18 protein-coding genes are annotated in these 20,130 nt (G+C 58.6%); 13 read left to right on the top strand and 5 right to left on the bottom strand.

Annotated elements, in window-relative coordinates; genetic code table 11:
- Position 1 precedes the first annotated feature (1 nt).
- The 3 genes from clpX to I2E45_RS04600 all read left to right on the top strand — a co-directional run bounded on the left by clpX (position 2) and on the right by I2E45_RS04600 (position 6,021).
- Positions 2-1,414: an ATP-dependent Clp protease ATP-binding subunit ClpX gene (clpX, locus tag I2E45_RS04610; RefSeq protein WP_195444557.1), complete on the top strand. Its 1,413-nt coding sequence runs from the start codon at positions 2-4 to the stop codon at positions 1,412-1,414.
- Positions 1,415-1,700: 286 nt separating this feature from the next.
- Complete coding sequence (locus I2E45_RS04605; RefSeq protein WP_195444555.1) at positions 1,701-4,397, top strand: valine--tRNA ligase; 2,697 nt, start codon at positions 1,701-1,703, stop codon at positions 4,395-4,397.
- A 280-nt stretch (positions 4,398-4,677) separates the two neighbouring features.
- Positions 4,678-6,021: a bifunctional folylpolyglutamate synthase/dihydrofolate synthase gene (locus tag I2E45_RS04600; RefSeq protein ID WP_195444545.1), complete on the top strand. Its 1,344-nt coding sequence runs from the start codon at positions 4,678-4,680 to the stop codon at positions 6,019-6,021.
- A gap of 325 nt (positions 6,022-6,346) precedes the next feature.
- Here I2E45_RS04600 and I2E45_RS04595 read toward each other — a convergent pair whose 3' ends face one another.
- The 4 genes from I2E45_RS04595 to I2E45_RS04580 all read right to left on the bottom strand — a co-directional run bounded on the left by I2E45_RS04595 (position 6,347) and on the right by I2E45_RS04580 (position 11,153).
- A complete protein-coding gene (locus I2E45_RS04595; RefSeq protein ID WP_195444543.1) occupies positions 6,347-7,435 on the bottom strand; it encodes a M24 family metallopeptidase in 1,089 nt (362 codons plus the stop codon).
- 482 nt (positions 7,436-7,917) lie between these two features.
- Positions 7,918-8,316, bottom strand: a complete 399-nt coding sequence (locus I2E45_RS04590) for a DUF1667 domain-containing protein (protein ID WP_195444541.1) — start codon at positions 8,314-8,316, stop codon at positions 7,918-7,920.
- Positions 8,317-8,320: 4 nt separating this feature from the next.
- Positions 8,321-9,688, bottom strand: coding sequence for an NAD(P)/FAD-dependent oxidoreductase (locus I2E45_RS04585; RefSeq protein ID WP_195444539.1), 1,368 nt, complete (start codon positions 9,686-9,688; stop codon positions 8,321-8,323).
- Position 9,689: 1 nt separating this feature from the next.
- A complete protein-coding gene (locus I2E45_RS04580) occupies positions 9,690-11,153 on the bottom strand; it encodes an NAD(P)/FAD-dependent oxidoreductase (protein ID WP_195444537.1) in 1,464 nt (487 codons plus the stop codon).
- 787 nt (positions 11,154-11,940) lie between these two features.
- Here I2E45_RS04580 and I2E45_RS04575 point away from each other — a divergent pair.
- Together I2E45_RS04575 and thrS are read left to right on the top strand one after the other, a co-directional pair.
- A complete protein-coding gene (locus I2E45_RS04575) occupies positions 11,941-12,372 on the top strand; it encodes a double zinc ribbon domain-containing protein (RefSeq protein ID WP_055251579.1) in 432 nt (143 codons plus the stop codon).
- Between the two features lie 235 nt (positions 12,373-12,607).
- On the top strand, positions 12,608-14,371 hold the full coding sequence (gene thrS / locus I2E45_RS04570) for a threonine--tRNA ligase (RefSeq protein ID WP_195444535.1): 1,764 nt from the start codon (positions 12,608-12,610) through the stop codon (positions 14,369-14,371).
- Positions 14,372-14,381: 10 nt separating this feature from the next.
- On the opposite strand, the gene I2E45_RS10380 is transcribed toward thrS, so the two are convergent.
- The gene (locus I2E45_RS10380) at positions 14,382-14,660 is read right to left on the bottom strand and encodes a hypothetical protein (RefSeq protein ID WP_229058828.1); all 279 of its coding nucleotides are present in this window, start codon (positions 14,658-14,660) and stop codon (positions 14,382-14,384) included.
- A gap of 38 nt (positions 14,661-14,698) precedes the next feature.
- On the opposite strand from I2E45_RS10380, the gene I2E45_RS04565 reads away from it, so the two are divergent.
- The 8 genes from I2E45_RS04565 to I2E45_RS04530 form a co-directional block, all read left to right on the top strand.
- Positions 14,699-15,289 (top strand): hypothetical protein, encoded by a 591-nt coding sequence (locus I2E45_RS04565; RefSeq protein ID WP_195444533.1) that lies wholly within the window; start codon positions 14,699-14,701, stop codon positions 15,287-15,289.
- 122 nt (positions 15,290-15,411) lie between these two features.
- Entirely contained in the window at positions 15,412-16,077 is a 666-nt protein-coding gene (locus tag I2E45_RS04560) for a sugar transferase (RefSeq protein WP_271742160.1), read from the top strand.
- Positions 16,078-17,094, top strand: a complete 1,017-nt coding sequence (locus tag I2E45_RS04555) for a hypothetical protein (protein ID WP_195444531.1) — start codon at positions 16,078-16,080, stop codon at positions 17,092-17,094.
- Positions 17,091-17,927 carry an NAD-dependent epimerase/dehydratase family protein gene (locus I2E45_RS04550; RefSeq protein ID WP_195444529.1) on the top strand — a complete coding sequence of 279 codons (837 nt, stop codon included), beginning with the start codon at positions 17,091-17,093 and terminating at the stop codon, positions 17,925-17,927. Before I2E45_RS04555 ends, I2E45_RS04550 begins: the two co-directional genes overlap by 4 nt.
- Positions 17,920-18,498, top strand: a complete 579-nt coding sequence (locus I2E45_RS10540; protein ID WP_271742157.1) for a DapH/DapD/GlmU-related protein — start codon at positions 17,920-17,922, stop codon at positions 18,496-18,498. The genes I2E45_RS04550 and I2E45_RS10540 overlap by 8 nt, the downstream gene beginning before the upstream one ends.
- A gap of 2 nt (positions 18,499-18,500) precedes the next feature.
- The gene (locus I2E45_RS04540) at positions 18,501-19,214 is read left to right on the top strand and encodes a glycosyltransferase (RefSeq protein ID WP_195444525.1); all 714 of its coding nucleotides are present in this window, start codon (positions 18,501-18,503) and stop codon (positions 19,212-19,214) included.
- On the top strand, positions 19,211-20,005 hold the full coding sequence (locus I2E45_RS04535; protein ID WP_195444524.1) for a glycosyltransferase: 795 nt from the start codon (positions 19,211-19,213) through the stop codon (positions 20,003-20,005). The genes I2E45_RS04540 and I2E45_RS04535 overlap by 4 nt, the downstream gene beginning before the upstream one ends.
- Before the next feature lie 12 nt (positions 20,006-20,017).
- On the top strand, positions 20,018-20,130 hold a 113-nt coding region (locus I2E45_RS04530; protein WP_267472630.1), incomplete at its 3' end, for a sugar phosphate nucleotidyltransferase.

Raw genomic sequence — 20,130 nt, 5'->3', positions numbered from 1 at the left:
GATGGCAGGTAACATGCAGGACAACTTTGACGAGAACGGCAACCCCATCCGCTGCTCCTTCTGCGGAAAAGAGCAGGGCCAGGTCCGTCGTCTCGTAAAGGGTCCGACCAACATCTTTATCTGCGACGAGTGCGTCGCCGCCTGCTCCGAGATCCTTGAGGAGTCGCTGGCTTCGGACTTTATGGACGCCGCCCGCAACGGCAATCTCCCGGGCTTCCTCAACGACCACGGCCAGGCTGCTTCCCAGCCCGCCGTTGACCCCGAGGCCGAGGGTTTTGAGCTCGAGGACGACCGTCAGGTCATCACGCACGTGCCGACACCGCACGAGATCTATGACGAGCTTTCGGCCTATGTTATGGGCCAGGAGGACGCCAAGCGCGCCATGTCGGTGGCCGTGTACAACCACTACCGTCGCGTGATCGAGGGCGGTGCCGCGGTGTCCGCCTTTGACGAGGCATCGGGCATGGGCGGCCAGTTTGACGACGATATGGACGAGGTGGAGCTCGCCAAGTCCAATATTTTGCTGCTTGGCCCCACCGGCACTGGTAAGACGCTGCTGGCCCAGACGCTCGCGCGCATCCTCGAGGTGCCGTTTGCCATCGCCGACGCTACCGCGCTCACCGAGGCTGGCTACGTTGGCGAGGACGTGGAGAACATCCTGCTCAAACTCATCAACGCTGCCGATGGCGACATTGAGCGCGCGCAGGTGGGCATCATCTACGTGGACGAGATCGACAAGATCGCCCGCAAGGCCGAGAACCTCTCCATCACCCGTGATGTTTCGGGCGAGGGCGTTCAGCAGGCACTGCTTAAGATTCTTGAGGGCACGGTGGCCAGCGTTCCGCCCACCGGCGGCCGCAAGCATCCCCAGCAGGAGCTGCTGCAGATCGACACGACGAACATCCTGTTCATCTGCGGCGGTGCCTTTGTGGGTCTGGACAAGATCATCGCCGACCGCGTGGGCAACAAGGGCGTGGGCTTTAACTCCGAGATCGCCGGCCCCACCTCGGTCGACGAGAACGACCTGCTGCGTCAGGTGCTCCCGCAGGACCTCAACGCCTTTGGCATGATCCCCGAGTTTGTGGGACGTACGCCCGTCGTCACCCAGACGCAGGCGCTTGACGAGGACGACTTGGTGTCGATTCTGACCGAGCCCAAGAACGCCGTGGTGCGTCAATACCGTAAGATGTTCCAGCTCGAGGACGTTGAACTTGAGTTTGAGGACGCGGCTCTGCACGAGATCGCCCGCATGGCGCTCGCCCGCAAGACCGGCGCCCGAGGCCTGCGCTCCATCTGCGAGGACGTGCTGCAGCAGACGATGTTCGACCTCCCCAGCGAGGAGGGTGTTTCCAAGGTCATCGTGACCGAAGCCTCCGTAAAGGGCGAAGAACAGCCCCAGCGCATCTACGGCTAAAACCTGTCAAAACGTTTTTGTCGATAGCCTCCGATCACATGCGGTCGGAGGCTATTTTATATATACGCAATAACCCCAACTACCTGTGTTATTCTGTGTGTTTGTTTAAGCCTCAGCGAAGTCATATCAGACTGAAGTAATCGATACCTAAGGGGAGGAATGTAGGCCCGATTTTCGTAGATTCCGCACGAGCCGAAGACCACTTAATGTGGTCTTCGAGCGAGTCAGGACTTGACCGAGCGAAAATCGGGCCTACATTCCTCCCCGGCGGGACAGGGAGAGATATATGGAAGAGATGCCCAAGAACTACGATCCGTCGACCAACGAGCCGGCGATCCTGCAGAAGTGGCTCGACGGCGGCTACTACAAGCGCCGTGAGGGCGTGGGCGACTGCACCGTCACCATTCCGCCTCCCAATGTAACCGGCAAGCTCCACATGGGTCACGCCACCGACGACTCCATCCAGGACGCTATCATCCGCATGGCCCGCATGCGCGGCAAGTCCACGCGCTGGGTGCTCGGCACCGACCACGCTGGTATCGCCACGCAGACCAAGGTCGACAAGAAGCTCAAGAGCGAGGGCATCAGTCGCCTGGAGATCGGCCGCGATAAGTTTGTCGACGCCTGCTGGGATTGGACCCACGAGTACGGCGGCATCATCGTCGAGCAGATCAAGCGTATGGGCTGCTCCGTCGACTTCGACAACGAGCGCTTCACCATGGACGAGGACTATGCCCAGGCCGTGCGCAAGGTCTTCTGCGACTGGTACCACGACGGCCTGATCTATCGCGGCAAGCGCATCGTCAACTGGTGCCCCAACTGCACCACCGCCATCTCGGACGACGAGGCCGAGTACAAGGACGAGAAGGGCCACCTGTGGCACCTGCGCTACCCGCTGACTGAGCCGGTCAACGGCCAGGACTACATCGTCGTCGCCACCACGCGCCCCGAGACTATGCTCGGCGACACGGGCGTCGCCGTTTCCCCGAAGGACCCCGAGAAGGCCGCCTTCGTGGGCAAGACCGTCAAGCTTCCCATCGTCGACCGTGAGATCCCCATCTTTGAGGATTGGCATGTCGACGCCAACTTCGGTTCCGGCTTCGTCAAGGTCACCCCTGCCCACGACCCCAACGACTACGCCATGGGTCAGGCTCACGACCTGCCGCAGATCAACATCTTCGACGAGCACGCGGTGGTCGTCGAAGGCTACGGCGAGTTCACCGGCATGAACCGCGACGAGTGCCGCGAGGCCGTCATCAAGTGGTTCGAGGAGCACGACCTACTCGATCACGTCGAGGGCCTCGATCACTCCGTCATGCACTGCTACCGTTGCGACGCCGCGCTTGAGCCGTGGCTTTCCGAGCAGTGGTTTGTGGCCGTCGACAAGCTCAAGGGGCCGGCGCTCGACGCCGTCAACTCCGGTAAGGTCACCTTCCATCCCGCGCGCTGGACGCAGACCTACACTACCTGGATGGAAAACCTCAAGGACTGGTGCATCAGCCGTCAGCTGTGGTGGGGCCATCGCATCCCCGTGTTCTACTGCGAGGACTGCGGCTGGGAGGACGCCCTTACCGAGGACACCGATGTGTGCCCCAAGTGCGGCGGCCATCACGTACACCAGGACGAGAACGTGCTGGACACCTGGTTCAGCTCGCAGCTTTGGACCTTCGCCACGCAGGGCTGGCCGCAAAAGCCGGAGCTGCTCGAGGGCCATCACCCCACGACGGCGCTCGTCACCGCGCGCGACATCATCGCGCTGTGGGTCGCCCGCATGGTCATGAGCTCGCTGTACTTCCTGGACGAGGTGCCGTTTAAGGACGTCGTCATCTACCCGACGATTCTTGCCAAGGACGGCAGCCGCATGTCCAAGTCCAAGGGCAACGGCGTTGACCCCATGGACCTCATTGGCATGTACGGCGCCGACGCCATGCGCTTCAACCTGCTGACGCTGTGCACCAACAACCAGGACGTCAAGTTCGACGCGAACATCGACAAGAAGACCAAGAAGCTCATCGACAGTCCGCGCACCGAGCAGGCCAAGTCGTTTGTGACCAAGATTTGGAACGCCAGTCGCTTCCTGCTTATGAACATGGAGGGTTACACGCCCGGTGAGCCCGTCGTGGAAACGCCTGCCGACGCCTGGATGTTCAGCCGTCTGGCCAAGGCCGTCAAGATGGTCACCGAGGGTATCGAGAAGTACACCTTTGGCGACATGGCCCGCGGCGTTCAGCAGTTCTTCTGGAACGAGGTTTGCGACTGGTACGTTGAGGTCACCAAGGCCCGCCTGAAGGGCGAGGGCCGTCTGCAGGCGCAGCGCAACCTGATCTTTGTGCTCGATACCTCCATTCGCCTGATGCACCCGCTCATGCCGTTTGTCACCGAGGAGATCTGGGACAACATGCCGGCGAGCGTGCTCGATCTGGACGCCGAGGGCAACGTGGACCGCGCCGAGGCACTCATGATCGCCAAGTGGCCCGAGCCCGCCGACTATGCCAAGTACGTCGACGAGTCCGCCGAGCGCGCGTTTGAGCTGTGCCGCGCCGTCGTTTCCGCCGCCCGCGCCACGCGTTCGCGCTATCGCTTGAGCCCCAAGGCCGAGCTCGACGTGGTCGTGCGCGCCGGTGCCGAGGACATCGAGAAGCTCGAGAGCCTGCGCTCCACGATTGAGCCGCTGGCGAATACCGCCTCGCTGGTTATGGGTACCGACGTTGAGAAGCCGGCTGCGAGCATCGCTGTTGTTGACAGCGGCGTCGAGGTCTTTGTGGTGCTCGAGGGCAAGGTTGACCTTTCGGCCGAGAAGGCTCGCCTGGAGAAGGAGATTGCCGCGGCCCAGAAGGAGCTGGCCGGCTGCGAGAAGACGCTCGCCAACGAGGGCTTTGTGGCCAAGGCCGCGCCCGCGGTGGTCCAGAAGAAGAGGGACCGTGCAGCTGAGCTCAAGGAGATCCTGGCGGCGCTGACTGCTCAGGTTGCTGACTTCTCGTAAGGTTTACTTGGGGGCGCGTCCCGATGCTTTGCTCTCCGCTGCGGACAGTCCTGCGCAAGACGGACAGCACATTAAGTGCTGTCCTTTGCGTGCGGAACTTGCGGCGAGCAAAGCATCGGGCCGCTCCTACTTCGTTTACGTGGTTGTTTGCAACTGGTAGGTTAGGGCCACTTGGTTGTGGCCTTGATCTCGCTGCAAGCGGATAAAGGCTGATATTGTCAACGCGAGGGGCTCATTCTTTTTGATGGGCCTCTTTTTCTGTTATGGGGGACTTTGGGTTATGGCTAAGCGTTCTGGGTCGTATGTCGTTCCTTTTTCGTTTGATTTGCTTTCGTTTGATGAGGCTGTTGGGCTGGCTGCTGATACGGGGCGGATTTCTGGGGATGCTGGTCCTTTGCTCGAGACGGTTGTCGATATGCTCGATGAGCTGGGACGCCCGGACGAGTATTTCGATTGCATTCAGGTCGCCGGTACCAATGGCAAGACTTCGACCACGCGTTTTTCGGCTGCCATCCTTCGTGGTGAGGGGTTAAAGACCGCACTGTATACGTCTCCGCAGTTGGTGCGCTATCCCGAGCGCATGGAGGTTGATGGGCGCGTCGTGAGCGATGAGTCGTTTGCCCGCGGCGTTTCTGCCGCCGTCGAGGCGGGGCATCGCGTGAATGCTCGTCGTGTGGCGGCGGGGGAGCGCGCCTATACCATCACGCCGTTTGACCTGCTGACGGCTGCCGCGCTGGTGGTGTTTGCCGAGGCTGCAGTGGACGTTGCTGTGCTCGAGGTCGGCATGGGCGGCCGTTGGGACGCTACGAGTGCGACCGATCCCGTCGCCGTTGCCATTACGGGCATCGGCCTCGACCACACGCGCATCCTGGGCGACACGCTCGAGGCCATTGCGGGGGAGAAGGCTGCTGTCATCAAGCCTAGACGTCTGGTTGTGCTGGGCGAAGGCACGCATGAGTTGAGCGTTCAGCGCGTGATGGACGCCCGTTGCCGCGAGTGTGGCGTTGTGCCGCTCGTGGTGAACCATGCCACAACCAAGGTCCCGGCACACGTGGGCGATACGGTGGAGTTTAGCTGCACCACGCCGCGCGCGATCTATACGTCGAGTATGGTCAAGCCGGCGTATCAGCCGCAGAATGCCGCGTGCGCGATTATGCTGTGCGAGGGCTATTTGGGTCGCGAGCTCGATCACGATGCACTCGACGCTTCGCTTATGGGCTGCCCCACGCCGGGTCGCTTTGATGTGCTGGGAACCGATCCGCTCAAGCTGATCGATGCCTGCCATAACCCCCAAAGCTGCGAGAACTTTGTGAGCGCACTGGACGAGATCGACCCGTGCGTAGAGAATCGGCCCACGTTGCTATGTGCCGCGCTGGCCGACAAGGACGTGGCGGGTATCGTTGATGTGCTGATCCCGGCCTTCCCGCGCGTGGTTGTGACGCAGACCGATTCCGACCGCGCCCTACCGGCAGAGGAACTCGCTGCCCTTGTTGATGCCGACAAGCTTGTGGGCGTATACCCCAGCGTGTCCGAGGCCCTCGCCGCCTTCGATGCCGCGGGCGAGCCTTTCGTAGCAGCAGGCACCATCACCCTAGCCGGCGAAGTAGCAGGCTTGCTGCGCTAACCCCATTTGCCGGGCAGCTAATTTGGGCTGCTCGCCACGAAATGGGCCTATCTACTACGTTTTAGCGGATACCCTCGACCACGCGGAAAAATGCAAAATCAAAACCGCAGGTAGAAGGCTTGCCAATTTTCAAAAAAGACCCGCATGGTCGACCCATGCGGGTTAAACGTAGTAGATAGGCCGTTTTCGTGGCGCAGCTCTAGACTTTCAAATTGGTCGACTTGGCCCCATGGCAGTTGCGGTGAAATAGTTCCTGGATTATGCCTCTGTGGGCCAATCTGGGAACTATTCCACCGCAACTAATTGAGGGGCTATTGGGTAAGGGCTAGTCTAGGCGGACCGGATCGTGGGGATAGGCGTTGAGGATTTCGACGCCGGACTCGGTGACTAGGGCCAGGTCTTCGATGCGGACGCCGGTGCGGCCGGGGAGGTAGATGCCCGGCTCGATGGAGAATGTCATGCCCGGCTCTACGACCTGCTCGTTGACAAGGGAAACGTCGCCTGGCTCGTGGTCCTGCAGACCGATTGAGTGGCCCAGGCGATGCGTGAAGTACTTGCCATAGCCAGCGTCCTCAATCACGTCGCGCGCGGCGCGGTCCAGGTCGCACATGCGCACGCCCGGTGCGATGAGCGCCTCGGCGGCCTCGTTGGCGCGACGCACGATGTCGTAGATGCGCGCTGTCTCCTCGTCCGGCTCGCCCCAAAAGAACGTGCGCGTCATGTCCGAGCAGTAGTTGCGGCGACGTCCGCCTATGTCGAACAACACCACGTCGCCGCACTCGAGTACGGTGTCGTCGGGCTCGTGATGAGGGTCTCCTGCGTTGGCGCCAAAGCTTACGATGGGCGGAAAGCTAAAGCCCTCGCAGCCGTGATTGCGGTACAGACCGAGCATCTGGTCTGCAATTTCGCGCTCCGTCACGCCCTCGTGAACGAGCTTGATGGCGTCGGCCATTACGGCATCGTTGGCGGCCGAGGACACGCGCATGAGCTCCTGCTCGGCGGCATCCTTGTAGGTGCGCGCGGCGTTGACGGCAAAGTCGCCCAGGAAGAACTCGCTTGCGGCGTGACGATCCATAAGGGGCAGCAAAAAGCCGGAGCGCATAACGGTATCGATGCCGAGGGGCTTGGCAGGATTGACCTCGCGCGCGATGTCGTCGGTCACGACGTCGGTATCGGTGTGATACGCGACGCGGGCATTGTCATACTCGGGCAGCTGATGTAGCGCGTTGACCAAGATCACTGGCTCGGCATCGCGCGCGAGCAGCACGCCACAAAAACGCTCGAACATATCGGCATAAAAGCCGGTCAGATAGTAGATCGACCACGGGTCATTCACAAGCAGCTGCGCGCCGGGGCGCTGAGCCTCGAGCGCATCGAGCACGCGCGCCACACGCTGGTCATCGACATGTGCCATACATCGTCCTTTCGCTAGGTTGCCACCATGGTATCCCATGCCCGGCAGCTAGGGACGTTCCTTTTATGCCGGCACTTTGGGACACTCCTTGGCATGGCCAGCCTAGCGAACGTTCGGGCAAAAGTAGTCATAAGAGGCCCGTCCCAAATGGGCTGGTTTCAAAAGTATGGCGGATTACGGGGCTTGACCTGTATTACTTGACCATGGGAAAAATCGCGAAATAAAAAGCGCAGGTAGAGGGCTTATCAAAAATCGAAAATCGCCGGTATGGATGGGGGTTTCCGAATCAGCCCCGTAATCCGGCATAGTTTTAAAATGGCACTAAAGTAGGCACAGGCTAAATACCGATTCCAAGGATAGTTGTGGTGGAATAGTTCCTGGATGCCGGGGTTTGGCGGAAATCAGGGACTATTCCACCGCAATTGAGGAGGGGCGGGGTGGATGGCGGGGTAGCTAAAAGAGCCCCGTCCCAAATGAGCTACCTACGCAGGGCCGATGTCCATGCTGGCTATGAGGTCGGTACCGGTGTCTAGGAGGTTGGGGAGGACTACATCGCTCATGCGGATGGGGGCGTCGACGACCAGGCCGCGGATGAGGCTCATGGCTTGGGCGTGGAGTGCCAGCGGGATGGCTTCGGCCGTGCGCACGGGCAGCAGCGCCTCATCGCCACCGGATACGACCACCGTGGTGGTGAGCACGCGCATGGGGCAGGTGAGCTCCTGATGTGCGAACTTATTACCGCGCGGGCAGCTGTTGCCGGTTACGGAGCGCACCTCTACCACGGCGCCGTCTGGGCTGCGCTCGACCTCCACGGTCAGGAGGCACTCGGATGGGCAGGTGGTGCAGTTGAACTGCAGCATTTCAATCGCGTTTGTGCTCATGACTCTACGCCTCCTCAATAGGGTCAACGGACAGGACAATCTCGCTAACACCCAGGTCGAGTGCGCGCTGAATCACCTTTGCCGGCAGCGGGAAGCTTTCCATGACGCTCAGTTTAAACGGGCGGACCTTGCCTGCAAGCAGTTCCTCGCCGTTTGCGAGAATGCGCACGCGTGCAGCATCGACCGGGCGGCGTACACGGAAGTTGAGCTTAGTGAGCCCGACAGCCGTAATACGTCCCGGCAGTGCGTAGCCTGCGATGCCGGCGGGGGAGACCGTAAGTTGGCAACCCGTGCCCGCAGCGCTCGCATCGGCCCCAGCACCACAGCCCAACGCCCACGCCGCCGCAGCCGCACCGGCACGCTCGGACTCGGTTGTCACATTGTCGGCCAGATCGTGTACGTGCAGCACGTTGCCGCAAGCAAATATGCCCGGCACGCCCGTCTGCAGACTCTGGTCCACCACGGCGCCGCGCGTGCGTGGGTCCAGCTCCACGCCCGCGGCAACCGAAAGCTCGTTCTCGGGAATCAGGCCCACTGAAAGCAGTAGCGTGTCGCACGGAACAACGCGCTCGGTCCCCGGAATGGGTGCCAGGTGCTCGTCGACTTGACTCACCTCGACGGCTTCCACGCGATCGTGACCGATTACGCGCGTGACGGTGGTGGACAGGTGCAGCGGAATGCCAAAGTCGTCCAGGCAGTTCTTCACATTGCGACGCAGGCCGTTGGCGTACGGCATGAGCTCGTACACGCCCTCGACCGAAATCCCCTCGAGCGTGCAGCGGCGCGCCATGATCAGTCCGATGTCACCCGAGCCCAAAATGACGGCGCGCGAGCCGGGTTTGAGGTTCTCGATGTTGATGTATCGCTGCGCCAGGCCGGCCGTAAACACGCCGGCGGGTCGGTTGCCGGGAATCTTGATCTCGCTGCGGGTGCGCTCGCGGCAACCCATGGCAAGGACGACCGCACGCCCGGTGAGCTGCAGCATACCGGAGGGATTCATGAGCGTGACGGTGCGGAGTATGGCGTCTTCCGTGGACTCGCCCGAATCAATCCCAAGCACCATGCTGTCCAAGAACAGCGCAATGTCGGTCGCGCGCACCTGGTCGATAAAGCGCTGCGCATACTCGGGGCCGGTGAGCTCCTGCTTAAAGTGCGAAAGGCCAAAGCCGGGGTGAATGCACTGGCGCAGGATGCCGCCCAAGTGTTGCTCGCGCTCCACGATGGCCACGCGCGCGCCGGCCTTGTGCGCGGCAAGTGCGGCCGCCATGCCGGCAGGTCCGCCGCCGATAACGACGACGTCGAACGCCTGCGTCTGCACCGCTTCCGTAGCTCCTGCCTCCGCGCGTTCGTTGCGCATATCAAACGTCGCCATCCTAGCGCACCCCCTTCAAAGGTCCCTCAACGAGCCACGAGCCAGTGTCCTCCAGCAGCACCTCGCTGGGGTCACACCCCAGCTCGCGCGCCAGAATCGCCACCACGCGGCTCTGGCAAAAGCCGCTCTGGCAGCGGCCCATGCCCGCGCGGCAGCGGCGTTTGACGCCCTCGACCGAAACCGCACCCGGACGGCGTCGAATCGCGGCAACAATCTCGGCCTCGGGTACTGTCTCGCAGCGGCAGACGATCTGCCCCCATGCAGGGTCGGACTCAATGAGCTCTTCCTTGCGTGCAAGCGGCGCACGGTCGAAGTCGTCCGGCGCGCGGCGAATCGGATCCCAATCGGCCCGCTCGCGCAAAGCAACGCCCGCCTCGCGCATCACGTGCTCCATGCGCTCGGCAATGGCCGGCGCGCTTGCTACGCCTGGCGATTGAATGCCCGCCGCCTGGAACAGGCCTGGCACCACGGCCGACTGCCCAATAAAGAAGTCGTTCGTCCCCTTAATGACCGGACGCCCGCCGGCAAACGCGCGCACCACGCGACGCGTGTCCAGATCGGGAACCAGCTTGCGCGCTCCCGTCAGCAGCGCGTTCACATCGCTCACATAAGTCTGTGTGTCGCCCGGCTCGCGCACGGCAGCGGCTGCGGTGATCACGGTGTTGCCGTGCACGGTGCCCGTGACGATAACGCCCTTGGACACCGGCGTGGGCACTGGGTAGAGCGGCATGAGCGCGCGCGGCTCCTTGTCCAGCACCACGATGTTTCCCTGGCGCCAGACCATCTGAAACTCTTCGGCGCCGGCCATATGCGAGATGTCCGCGGCACCGTTGCCCGCGGCGTTGATCAGATAGCGGCAGCGCACATCGCCGGCGGGCGTCACCAGCGTAAAGCGCGCAGCACCGTCGGTAGCCTCGCCGCCAGCAACTTCAATGGCTTCCACCGGCGCGGAGCGCATAAACGTCACGCCGTTGGCCACGGCGTTCTCCAGCGCCGCGATGGCCACTTCAAACGGGTCGACGTAACCGGTCGAAGGGCACCACAGCGCGCATGTTGCGTCGGCGCTGGCACGCGGTTCCAGCTCGTGGATACGGTCGGGGCCAATGATCGCCAGCTCGGGCACGCCGTTGGCCAGGCCATTCTGGCGTAGCTTCTCCAGGTGCGCACGGTCCTCGTCGCTAAAGCCCAGCACCATCGAGCCGGTTCGGCAAAACAAAAAACCCAGCTCCTGGGCCCAGGTGCCATACAGCTCGCAACCACGAGCGTTGACCTGCGCCTTTACCGTGCCCGGAGCCGGATCGTAGCCGGCGTGCACCAGGCCGCCGTTGGCCTTCGACGCGCCCAGGGCGATGTCGTTGGCCGCCTCGACCACGCAAATAGACAGGTCATAGCGCGCGAGTTGTCGCGCGATGGCGCACCCGGTGATGCCCGCGCCCACAATCGCGATATCAAACGTTTTCGTCACAGTGCCTCCCAGACAAGTTGACAGGCTGTCAATAAGACTATCCTACGGTCTGCACACCCCCAGCGCAGCGGCAATGCGGCGAACAGCCCCGTCGCATCCGCCAACGGCAGGCGAGGGCCGGCCCGGCACGGATGCCGGCCACGTTAGACCCGAGTTCTTCCCGCCCAACCTCGCGTTCTGCGCCGTTACCTGGTACAGATCGAGACGTTAAGTCCACAGACGCACGTTCGTCTTGATCTGTAGCAGTAGGAGGGGGATTGTGGTCCTACGTGTTACAGATCGAGGCGTTAGCCCGTCCGGTTATGTGTATGTCTCGATCTGTAACAGCAAGAACTGTTTTTGGGTTCTAGATGTTACAGATCAAGATTTAAGTCGGGGAGAGAAGGGTTTGTCTAAATCTGTAACATCTGGGACTGTTTTTGCCGAGTAGTTGTTACAGATTGAGACATTCTGTTTGGGCGGTTGTCTTTGTCTCGATCTGTAACAGTTAGCTGTGGATTTGGGTTCTAGATGTTACAGATCGAGATAATCATCGGGCGGTCTGTCCGTTCGTCTCGATCTGTAACAGTAAGAGCTGATTTTGGAGTCAAGATGTTACAGATCGAGATTGAAGTCGGAGAGGGACCCCTATGTCTCGATCTGTAACATCTAGACCCGGATTCCGCTTCCACCTGTTACAGATTGAGATGTTTGTGTCCGCGCCGGCCCCGTACCCGGCCGTGGTCCCATATAAACAAACCCCGTGGTAAACTTGACCGGACTGTTAATATTCCGAAAGGTATCCGTAATGTCCAAGTACATCTCCGAGCTCATGTCGCCGCAGCTCATGGGCGTCGTCTATGCCTTCGTTGGCTTTATCATCGCCCTGTATGTGCTGTCGGTCGTCTATGTGTTCATCGACGCTCGCCGTCGCGGCGCTAGCGCCTACGTGGCATGGGGCATCATCGCCCTCATCCCGTTTGTAGGCCTCATTGCCTACCTGGTCCTGCGCCCGCACTCCTACGCGTCCGACCGCGAGGAGCAGGAGCTGGACATGGCCCTGCGCGAGCGCCAGCTTGCCCAGTACGGCACCTGCCCGCAGTGCGGCGCTCCCATCGAGAAGGACTTTGTCGTCTGCCCGGTGTGCGATACCCAGGTTCGCAACGTGTGCCCCAGCTGCCATCGCCCGCTCGATGCGCACTGGAAGGTCTGCCCCTACTGCCGAACTCGCATCCAGTAACGCATCCATCGCCGGGCTGGCCGCAAGCCACGGGCACCGTGCGTCCCGCGCAAGCCACGTGCGCCCCACACCCCGCGCCCACGCGATGAAGCATGCGTAGAAAATCGCCCGCCGTGCCATTAAGGTGCGGCGGGCGCTTGTATACCAAGGCAACCTGCCTATAATGATGCAAGTCAAAAACGCCGAGCGCATCGCACGCACTTGCATCAGGCATCCGAGAGGAGAAAACATACCCATGAAGGCACTCTACAATGACGGTTCGGTGGCCGAACTCCCGCAGGACGAGGTCACGCACGTCATCCGTCACTCCGCCGCGCACATCATGGCGCAGGCCATCAAGCGTCTCTATCCCGAGGCCGACTTTGCCTACGGCCCCGCGACCGACAACGGCTTCTATTACGACGTCGACCTGCCCGAGGGCGTCAAGATCAGCGAGGACGATTTCCCCGCGATCGAGGCCGAGATGAAGAAGATCGTTAAGGAGAACCTCAAGTTCACCGTCTTTGAGAAGCCCCGCGCCGAGGCCATCGCCCTTATGGAGGAGCGCGGCGAGAAGTACAAGGTCGAGCACATCGGCGACCTGGACGACGACGCCCGCATCACCTTCTACCAGCAGGGCGACTACATCGACATGTGCGTCGGCCCCCATATCTGCTACACCAAGGCCCTCAAGGCCTTTAAGCTCACCGGCGTCTCGGGCGCCTACTGGAAGGGCGACAAGGACAACAAGATGCTTACCCGCATCAACGGCGTCGCCTTTGCCACCAAGGAAGAGCTCGACGAGCACATGCACATGCTGGAGGAGGCCAAGAAGCGCGACCACCGCAAGATCGGCCGCGAGATGGACCTCTTTATGATGCGCGACGAGGCCCCCGGCTTCCCGTTCTTCCTGCCCAACGGCATGATCCTTAAGAACACGCTGCTGGACTACTGGCGCGAAATCCACCACAAGGCCGGCTACGTGGAGATCTCCACGCCGCTCATCATGAACAAGCAGCTGTGGAAGACCTCGGGCCACTGGGACCACTACAAGGACAACATGTACTCCACCGTTATTGACGACGAAGAGTACTGCATTAAGCCCATGAACTGCCCGGGCGGCGTGCTGGTGTACGCCTCCAAGCCGCACTCCTACCGCGAGCTGCCCATCCGCGCCGGCGAGATTGGCCTGGTGCACCGTCACGAGCTGCGCGGCGCCCTGCACGGCCTGTTCCGCGTGCGCTGCTTTAACCAGGACGACGCCCACCTGTTTGTGCGTCCTGACCAGCTGACCGACGAGATCGTGGGCGTGGTTAACCTCATCGACTCCGTGTACCAAAAGTTTGGCTTTAAGTACCACGTTGAGCTTTCCACCCGCCCCGAGGACTCCATGGGTTCGGACGAGGACTGGGCACGCGCCGAGGAGGGCCTGCGCACCGCTCTGGAGAAGCTGGGCATGGACTACGAGGTCAACGAGGGCGACGGCGCCTTCTACGGCCCCAAGATCGACTTCCACCTGGAGGACTCGCTCGGCCGTACCTGGCAGTGCGGTACCGTCCAGCTCGACTTCCAGATGCCGCTCAACTTTGATCTGGAGTACGTGGACGCCGACGGCACCAAGAAGCGTCCCATCATGCTGCATCGCGTGTGCTTTGGCTCCATCGAGCGCTTCATCGGTATTCTGATTGAGCACTTTGCGGGCAAGTTCCCCACCTGGCTGGCTCCCGTGCAGGTCAAGGCGCTTCCCGTCTCTGAGAAGAGCCGCGACTACGCCCACGAGGTGTGCGCCAAGCTGGAGGAGGCCGGCATTCGCGTGGTCTGCGACGACCGCGACGAGAAGATCGGCTATAAGATCCGCGAGGCCCGCAGCATCGACCGCGTGCCCTACATGCTCATCCTGGGCGAGAAGGAGGTCGAGGCCGGCAACATCTCCGTCCGCGATCGCTCCAACGAGACCGTTCAGATGAGCGTTGACGAGTTTGTTGCCAAGGTGCTCGAGGAGATCAAGACCCGCGCCTAAGGCAAGCTGCTCAACAATTTACAAAGGCGACCGTCCACAAAGGGCGGTCGCCTTTTTTCTTACCAAAATAAGAAAAGCCGCTGGTTGAGCGGCTTTTTTTGTTGTGCAAAAATGTACAGGTTTTTGTAGAGGGGTATGGAGATATATCCGCTCGCGCCGCAATTTGTGCAATCAGGGAAAACGGCTTGAAATTACTCGTATAATGAGCATCGTCGAAAGATACAAAAACCTGTACTTTTGCGACTGCGCCTAGCTGCGAGCGAGAAGCCTGTTCTAAACGCCCCTGCATTTGCGTGCATCGCAAAGCCAAAAAGAGGGGGCGAGAACATGGAACAGACGGCACGGCGCCAAGAGCAGCTGCCGGGCGCTTTTAACGGCGCCACCACCAACAGCCAGCACGGCCGCGTCCGCTGGTATCTGGTCCACACCCCCATTGGAAAAGAGCGCGAGACCTGCGAAAAGGTTCGCCGCATTATCCCGCACGACCTTATGCAGGACGCTTTTGTGATGCAAAAGGAGTTCTGGTCTAAGCGGGACGGCGCATGGTCGCTCCAAACCAAACCTATGTACAAGGAATATTTCTTCGTCGCCACGCACGATGCCGCTGCGCTCGATAGGGCTTTGGCCCAGTTGAGCTTTGGCTGTCGCATCGCCGGTAGTAGGGAGCGGGCGTACATGCCCATGCCGGACGATGCGCAGGATTGGTACCGCAGCGTGCTGGACGACGACGGCGTGGTGCGCAACAGCGTCGCCCGCATAGAAGACGGCGTGTTGCACATAGAGCAGGGGCCCTTGGTGGGGCAAGAGGCCCGCGTGCATAAGATCGACCGTCGCAAGCGCTGGTGCCTGGTGGACGTAGGCGAAGGCGATTCCAGTTTTAGGGAAGTGCTTCCGCTCGACGTTCCCATCAAAACGTAAGGGAGACGTTGCACTAGCTGTTCGTTCGCATTTTTGAATTAACCGATTGGGGGGGGGTCCTGGAGGACAGGGCCGTACGTTGGACTTTGGCTGCTAAAGAAGTAACAGAGAGCTGTGTATCTGTGGGGGACGCACTGGCCATTAAAGAGATTAAACCGAGCGGCACGGTTGGTTATCGCTTTATTAAAAGGCTGTTTGATCTGGTGTTCAGTCTTTTGATGAGTGTGCTGCTGTTCATTCCTATCGCCATTGTGTGTGCACTCATTAGCCTTGAATCGCCCGGCAGCCCTATGTATACGCAAGAGCGCGTTGGCAAGGGTGGAAAGACAATCAAGATTTTTAAGCTTCGTAGCATGGTCGCCGATGCGGGTGACGTGCAGAAGTATTTGAGTCCTGAGCAACTGCATCAGTGGGAAGTCGAGCGCAAGATCGATGACGATCCCCGCATTACTAAGATCGGTCAGTTTATTCGCAAGTGCTCCATCGATGAGATGCCTCAGTTTCTTAATGTGCTGAATGGTGATCTGTCCGTAATTGGTCCCCGCCCCATTACAAGGGATGAGCTTGAGCAGCATTTTTCGGATGAGGAAAAGGCTGAGTTGCTCTCTGTCCAGCCTGGAATTACTGGACTTTGGCAGGCGACTGATCGTAATGAGGCGACTTTCGAAAGTGGCCTGCGTCAAAAGATAGAGCTTCGTTACGTTCAGAACCGCTGCTTTCGCATGGATTGGAAATGCTTTGCTGGCACTTTTGGTGCCATGTTTGGCAAGAAGAGGACGGGGCGATAGATGGGTTATCGTATTTTGCTTATAGCTCCAACTTTCTTCGGGTATCGTGATCAGGTGCGTGACGAGCTTTCCCGCCAAGGTCATAGCGTTGTATGTGTTGATGACCGTCCAAGCGAGTCTGTCTCCTTCAGGTCCCTTGCGAAGATCAGCTATAGACTCATCGATGGGCAGATTGCTAAGTACGCTGAATCTCTTAAGGAGAATGTCGCGACAGGTGATTATGATTTGCTGATCTTCATGGGTGGCATGTCTTTTTGTTTCACCCGCGATCAGTTTTCATCCATCAGGTCTACAAGCAACGCTCGTTTTGTCTCGTACCTTTGGGATGCTTTCAACAATTGCGAGCGTTTCGGTGCCTGCCGGGATCTATTTGACGATGTTTATTCTTTTGAGCCGTCCGATTGTGAGCGTTATGGTCTGAAGTTTCGCCCTCTTTTTTTCTCGGGGGCATACGATGGCCTGCCTCTTGTCCCGGACGGTGGATTCACCTATGACGCGTGCTTCATAGGGAGTGTGCACCAGCCGAGCAAATTTGAGGCGGTTAGCTCTATCTGCGACAACCTCGAATCGCAGGGCCTGCGGGTGTTTCGTTATTTTTTTATGCCGTCGAAGTCGGCGGCTTTGTTGCGCCGCCTTACGAACTCCGCCTATCGGGGCGTGGAGTTCAGCTTTGACTCGCTTCCGGCCGAAAAGATAGTCGAGATCTATGCGAGATCCAAAGCAATAGTCGATTCTCCCCAGGCTGGACAGCGTGGCCTTACCATGCGCACTCTCGAGACCATCGGAGCGCATAGAAAGCTGATCACTGCTAATCCTGATGCGGCTTTCTACGATTTCGCGAGTAAAGGTGATGTCGCCGTGTGGCGTGGGAAGGGTAGCGTCTCCCCTCAATTCTTTACGACGCCTTATCGGGAGCTTCCTGATGAAGTGTATCGCAGTTATTCAATTGAAACCTTTGTGAATGCCCTGTTGGGCAATGAGCCAGCCTACAAAGGCTACGAGAAAGGCAACTTATGAGGATTATGGTCACCGGCGCCGACGGTTATATCGGAAGGGGAGTCGTCTCTCAACTCCTGGATGCAGGGCACAAGGTCATGGCCATGGGGCTCTGCTCGTGCGGGCTGAGCCACGATAATCTTGAGGAGCACGTCGGCGATGTGTTCTCCTACGATTTCCAGTCCAACGAGAACCCGGATGTCCTGTTGCACCTTGCCTGGCGAAACGGCTTCTCACATAATGATATTTCGCACCTGGATGACCTCTCTAAGCACTACCTGATTATCAAGGCGGCGCTCGAGGCGGGCGTCAAGCGAATTGCCGTTATGGGTTCTATGCACGAGGTCGGTTACCACGAGGGTGCCGTTGACGAGAACACCCCCTGCAATCCCACTACGCCCTACGGCGTTGCGAAGAACGCCCTCCGGCAACTCACTGGAGAGCTCTGTCGCCAACATGGTGCCCAGATGCAGTGGCTCCGCGGGTTTTATCTCGTTTCGAACGACGGACGCGGATGCTCCATCTTCTCGAAGATTGTCGCGGCTGAGCGCGAGGGTAAGGACGAGTTCCCGTTCACGAGTGGGCGATGCAAATACGATTTCCTTCCTTATGAAGAGTTCTGCCGACAGGTTGTCGCCGTCGTCGAGCAGGATGAGGTGAACGGCATCATCAACATCTGCTCCGGTGAGCCAATCAGCCTTGGTGATTACATCGAGCACTTTATTAATGATAACGGCTTCTCGATCAAGCTCGGTTACGGCAAGTACCCCGATCGCCCGTATGATTCGCCCGCTATCTGGGGCGATGCATCAAAGATTCGCAAGATTCTTGCGGCGAGGAGTAGCCTTGATTAACCAATACTCCCTTGGGGAGTTTGTCGGTAACTGCATTTACGTCGCCTATACTAAACTTCGCTTTCCTGGGGCGAGGCTTATTAGGTTGCCATTTTACTTACGAGGTGGAAAGAAACGCTTCTCTTATGGGCATGACCTGACGCTCGGTTATGGCTGTCGCTTTGACCTTGGTGGAGAGGGTATCGTCCTAAAAATCGGCAGCAACTGCAAGTTCAATGACAGAGTGCATATAGTCGCGCACGATTCCGTTTCGATCGGCGACAACGTACTGATGGCTTCGAATATATTTATCTCTGATACTAGTCACGGTGAATTCACCAGTACATCAGCGTGTCCTGACGTTGCGCCGGACGACAGGGAGCTTGCTACTAAGCCTACCGTCATTGGTGACAATGTCTGGATTGGCGAGGGCGTATGCGTTATGCCGGGCGTTACGATTGGCGATGGGTGTACGGTTGGCGCTAATACCGTCGTAACTAAATCGTTTCCCAGCAATACCGTACTCGCTGGGTCTCCCGCACGCGCTATCAGGAAATGGAATGATGTCTCTCAAAGTTGGGAGAGGGTGTAGCTATGCTTGAAACTGCATCGGTTGCAATGGCTGTATATAACGGGGAGCGATTCCTTGAACAGCAGATTGACTCTATCTTGGAGCAGCTCTCTTCGGATGATGAGCTTGTTATTTCCTATGACGAATCACAAGATGGCACTTTGTCACTCATTTCCAGATATGCAGAGACTGACGGACGAGTCAAGATTGTTCGTAATGCGGAGCCTGGCGTGGTCGGCAACTTCAACAACGCAATTCAGAACTGCTGCAAGGACATCATTTTTATTAGCGACCAGGATGATATTTGGAAATCCGGCAAAAAGGATGCCATGCTTCGACTCTTGAACGAAACTGGTGCTGACTTAGCAATACACAATGTGGTTCATATTAATGGGGAGGGTATCGTTATCTCCAAGCCGCTCTTTGAGGAATACGGTATCAGGGGAGGTTTATTGCGAAATTTTGCTAAACCACGATACAGCGGATGCTGTATGGCTTTTCCTGCAAGCTCAAAACGACTCATCATGCCTATGCCCTCTAGTGTCGTCAATTACGATCATTGGATCGGTATGGTCTGCGAAATATTCGGAACGGTTGTCTTCGACAATCGTGTCTTTTTGGAGCATAGACTGCACGGCGGTAATGTAACGACATCGCGAAGGAAGCTCAAGATTGTTGCTGCTCAGCGAGCTAATCTCCTTTGTGAGCTTTTCAAGAAGGGGAGGACTCTTAAATGAGTGTTGCTTCCCTTATTGTTGTTGTCTACAACCAGACTGTGGATGATGTGCCTGTTATTAAAGCAGCCCTAAATGCGTTCGTAAGACCTGAAATCATCGTCTGTGATAATAGCACTCATGAGTATGGCAACCGAGCAATCTGCGAGACCCTTGGTGTTTGCTATGTCGATATGGCTGGGAATAAGGGTCTTCCTGCGGCATATCGAGCTGGCATCGAGAGATGCCATGGTGATCTGGTTTGTCTGTTCGATGACGACACCGAGGTTGATCAAGATTATTTCACTGCTTTGGATGGCCTTGACGTTTCTTCACCTGACTGGGATGTTGATCTTCCGCTTGTTATGAGCGGCGATTCTGTTCTTTCACCTTGTACCTTTGACGGTTTTAGGGCCCATTCTTTTCCAGACATTAACTCTGTTTCGGATTGTTCTGAGCTGAGTGGCATCAACAGTGGAATGATTGTAAAGCGCTCCGTATTCGAAGCTGTTTCATACGACCTTGATCTCTTCTTGGATTTGGTTGATCACAAGTTTATTGATGATGTGAAAAAGGCTGGCATGAAGGTCGTTTACTTACGCGGTCCCCTTCTGAAGCAGAGCTATTCCCTTGCGTCAGATAACGTTGATAAAGCATTAAAACGCTTAGCGATTTTTGAACGCGATGCACGGCATTTCTATGACAGTTCTACCCTCAGTCGCCTTTATTGCATTGGGATGCTCGCCGTAAGGAAAGCCAAGCTTTGCCTTAGATACCGAACAACTTGTTTTCTTATCTCGAACAAAGACGACTGAAAGGTGTAATTAATGAAAGGCATCATCCTCGCCGGCGGGTCCGGCACCCGCCTGTACCCGCTCACGCTCGTTACCTCCAAGCAGCTGCTGCCGGTCTACGACAAGCCCATGATCTACTACCCGCT

It is taken from the genome of Collinsella aerofaciens, from assembly GCF_015555045.1.
In the GTDB taxonomy this organism is placed as follows: domain Bacteria; phylum Actinomycetota; class Coriobacteriia; order Coriobacteriales; family Coriobacteriaceae; genus Collinsella; species Collinsella aerofaciens_W.
The sequence above is the reverse complement of the archived record's forward strand: the minus strand, read 5'-3'. Positions and strand labels throughout refer to the sequence as shown.

Bases quoted from the DNA above. Each gene is read 5' to 3' on its own strand.
- clpX (WP_195444557.1), top strand. From the start codon at position 2: ATGGCAGGTAACATGCAGGACAACTTTGACGAGAACGGCAACCCCATC.
- I2E45_RS04605 (WP_195444555.1), top strand. From the start codon at position 1,701: ATGGAAGAGATGCCCAAGAACTACGATCCGTCGACCAACGAGCCGGCG.
- I2E45_RS04600 (WP_195444545.1), top strand. From the start codon at position 4,678: ATGGCTAAGCGTTCTGGGTCGTATGTCGTTCCTTTTTCGTTTGATTTG.
- I2E45_RS04595 (WP_195444543.1), bottom strand. From the start codon at position 7,435: ATGGCACATGTCGATGACCAGCGTGTGGCGCGCGTGCTCGATGCGCTC.
- I2E45_RS04590 (WP_195444541.1), bottom strand. From the start codon at position 8,316: ATGAGCACAAACGCGATTGAAATGCTGCAGTTCAACTGCACCACCTGC.
- I2E45_RS04585 (WP_195444539.1), bottom strand. From the start codon at position 9,688: ATGGCGACGTTTGATATGCGCAACGAACGCGCGGAGGCAGGAGCTACG.
- I2E45_RS04575 (WP_055251579.1), top strand. From the start codon at position 11,941: ATGTCCAAGTACATCTCCGAGCTCATGTCGCCGCAGCTCATGGGCGTC.
- thrS (WP_195444535.1), top strand. From the start codon at position 12,608: ATGAAGGCACTCTACAATGACGGTTCGGTGGCCGAACTCCCGCAGGAC.
- I2E45_RS10380 (WP_229058828.1), bottom strand. From the start codon at position 14,660: ATGCAGGGGCGTTTAGAACAGGCTTCTCGCTCGCAGCTAGGCGCAGTC.
- I2E45_RS04565 (WP_195444533.1), top strand. From the start codon at position 14,699: ATGGAACAGACGGCACGGCGCCAAGAGCAGCTGCCGGGCGCTTTTAAC.
- I2E45_RS04555 (WP_195444531.1), top strand. From the start codon at position 16,078: ATGGGTTATCGTATTTTGCTTATAGCTCCAACTTTCTTCGGGTATCGT.
- I2E45_RS04550 (WP_195444529.1), top strand. From the start codon at position 17,091: ATGAGGATTATGGTCACCGGCGCCGACGGTTATATCGGAAGGGGAGTC.
- I2E45_RS04540 (WP_195444525.1), top strand. From the start codon at position 18,501: ATGCTTGAAACTGCATCGGTTGCAATGGCTGTATATAACGGGGAGCGA.
- I2E45_RS04535 (WP_195444524.1), top strand. From the start codon at position 19,211: ATGAGTGTTGCTTCCCTTATTGTTGTTGTCTACAACCAGACTGTGGAT.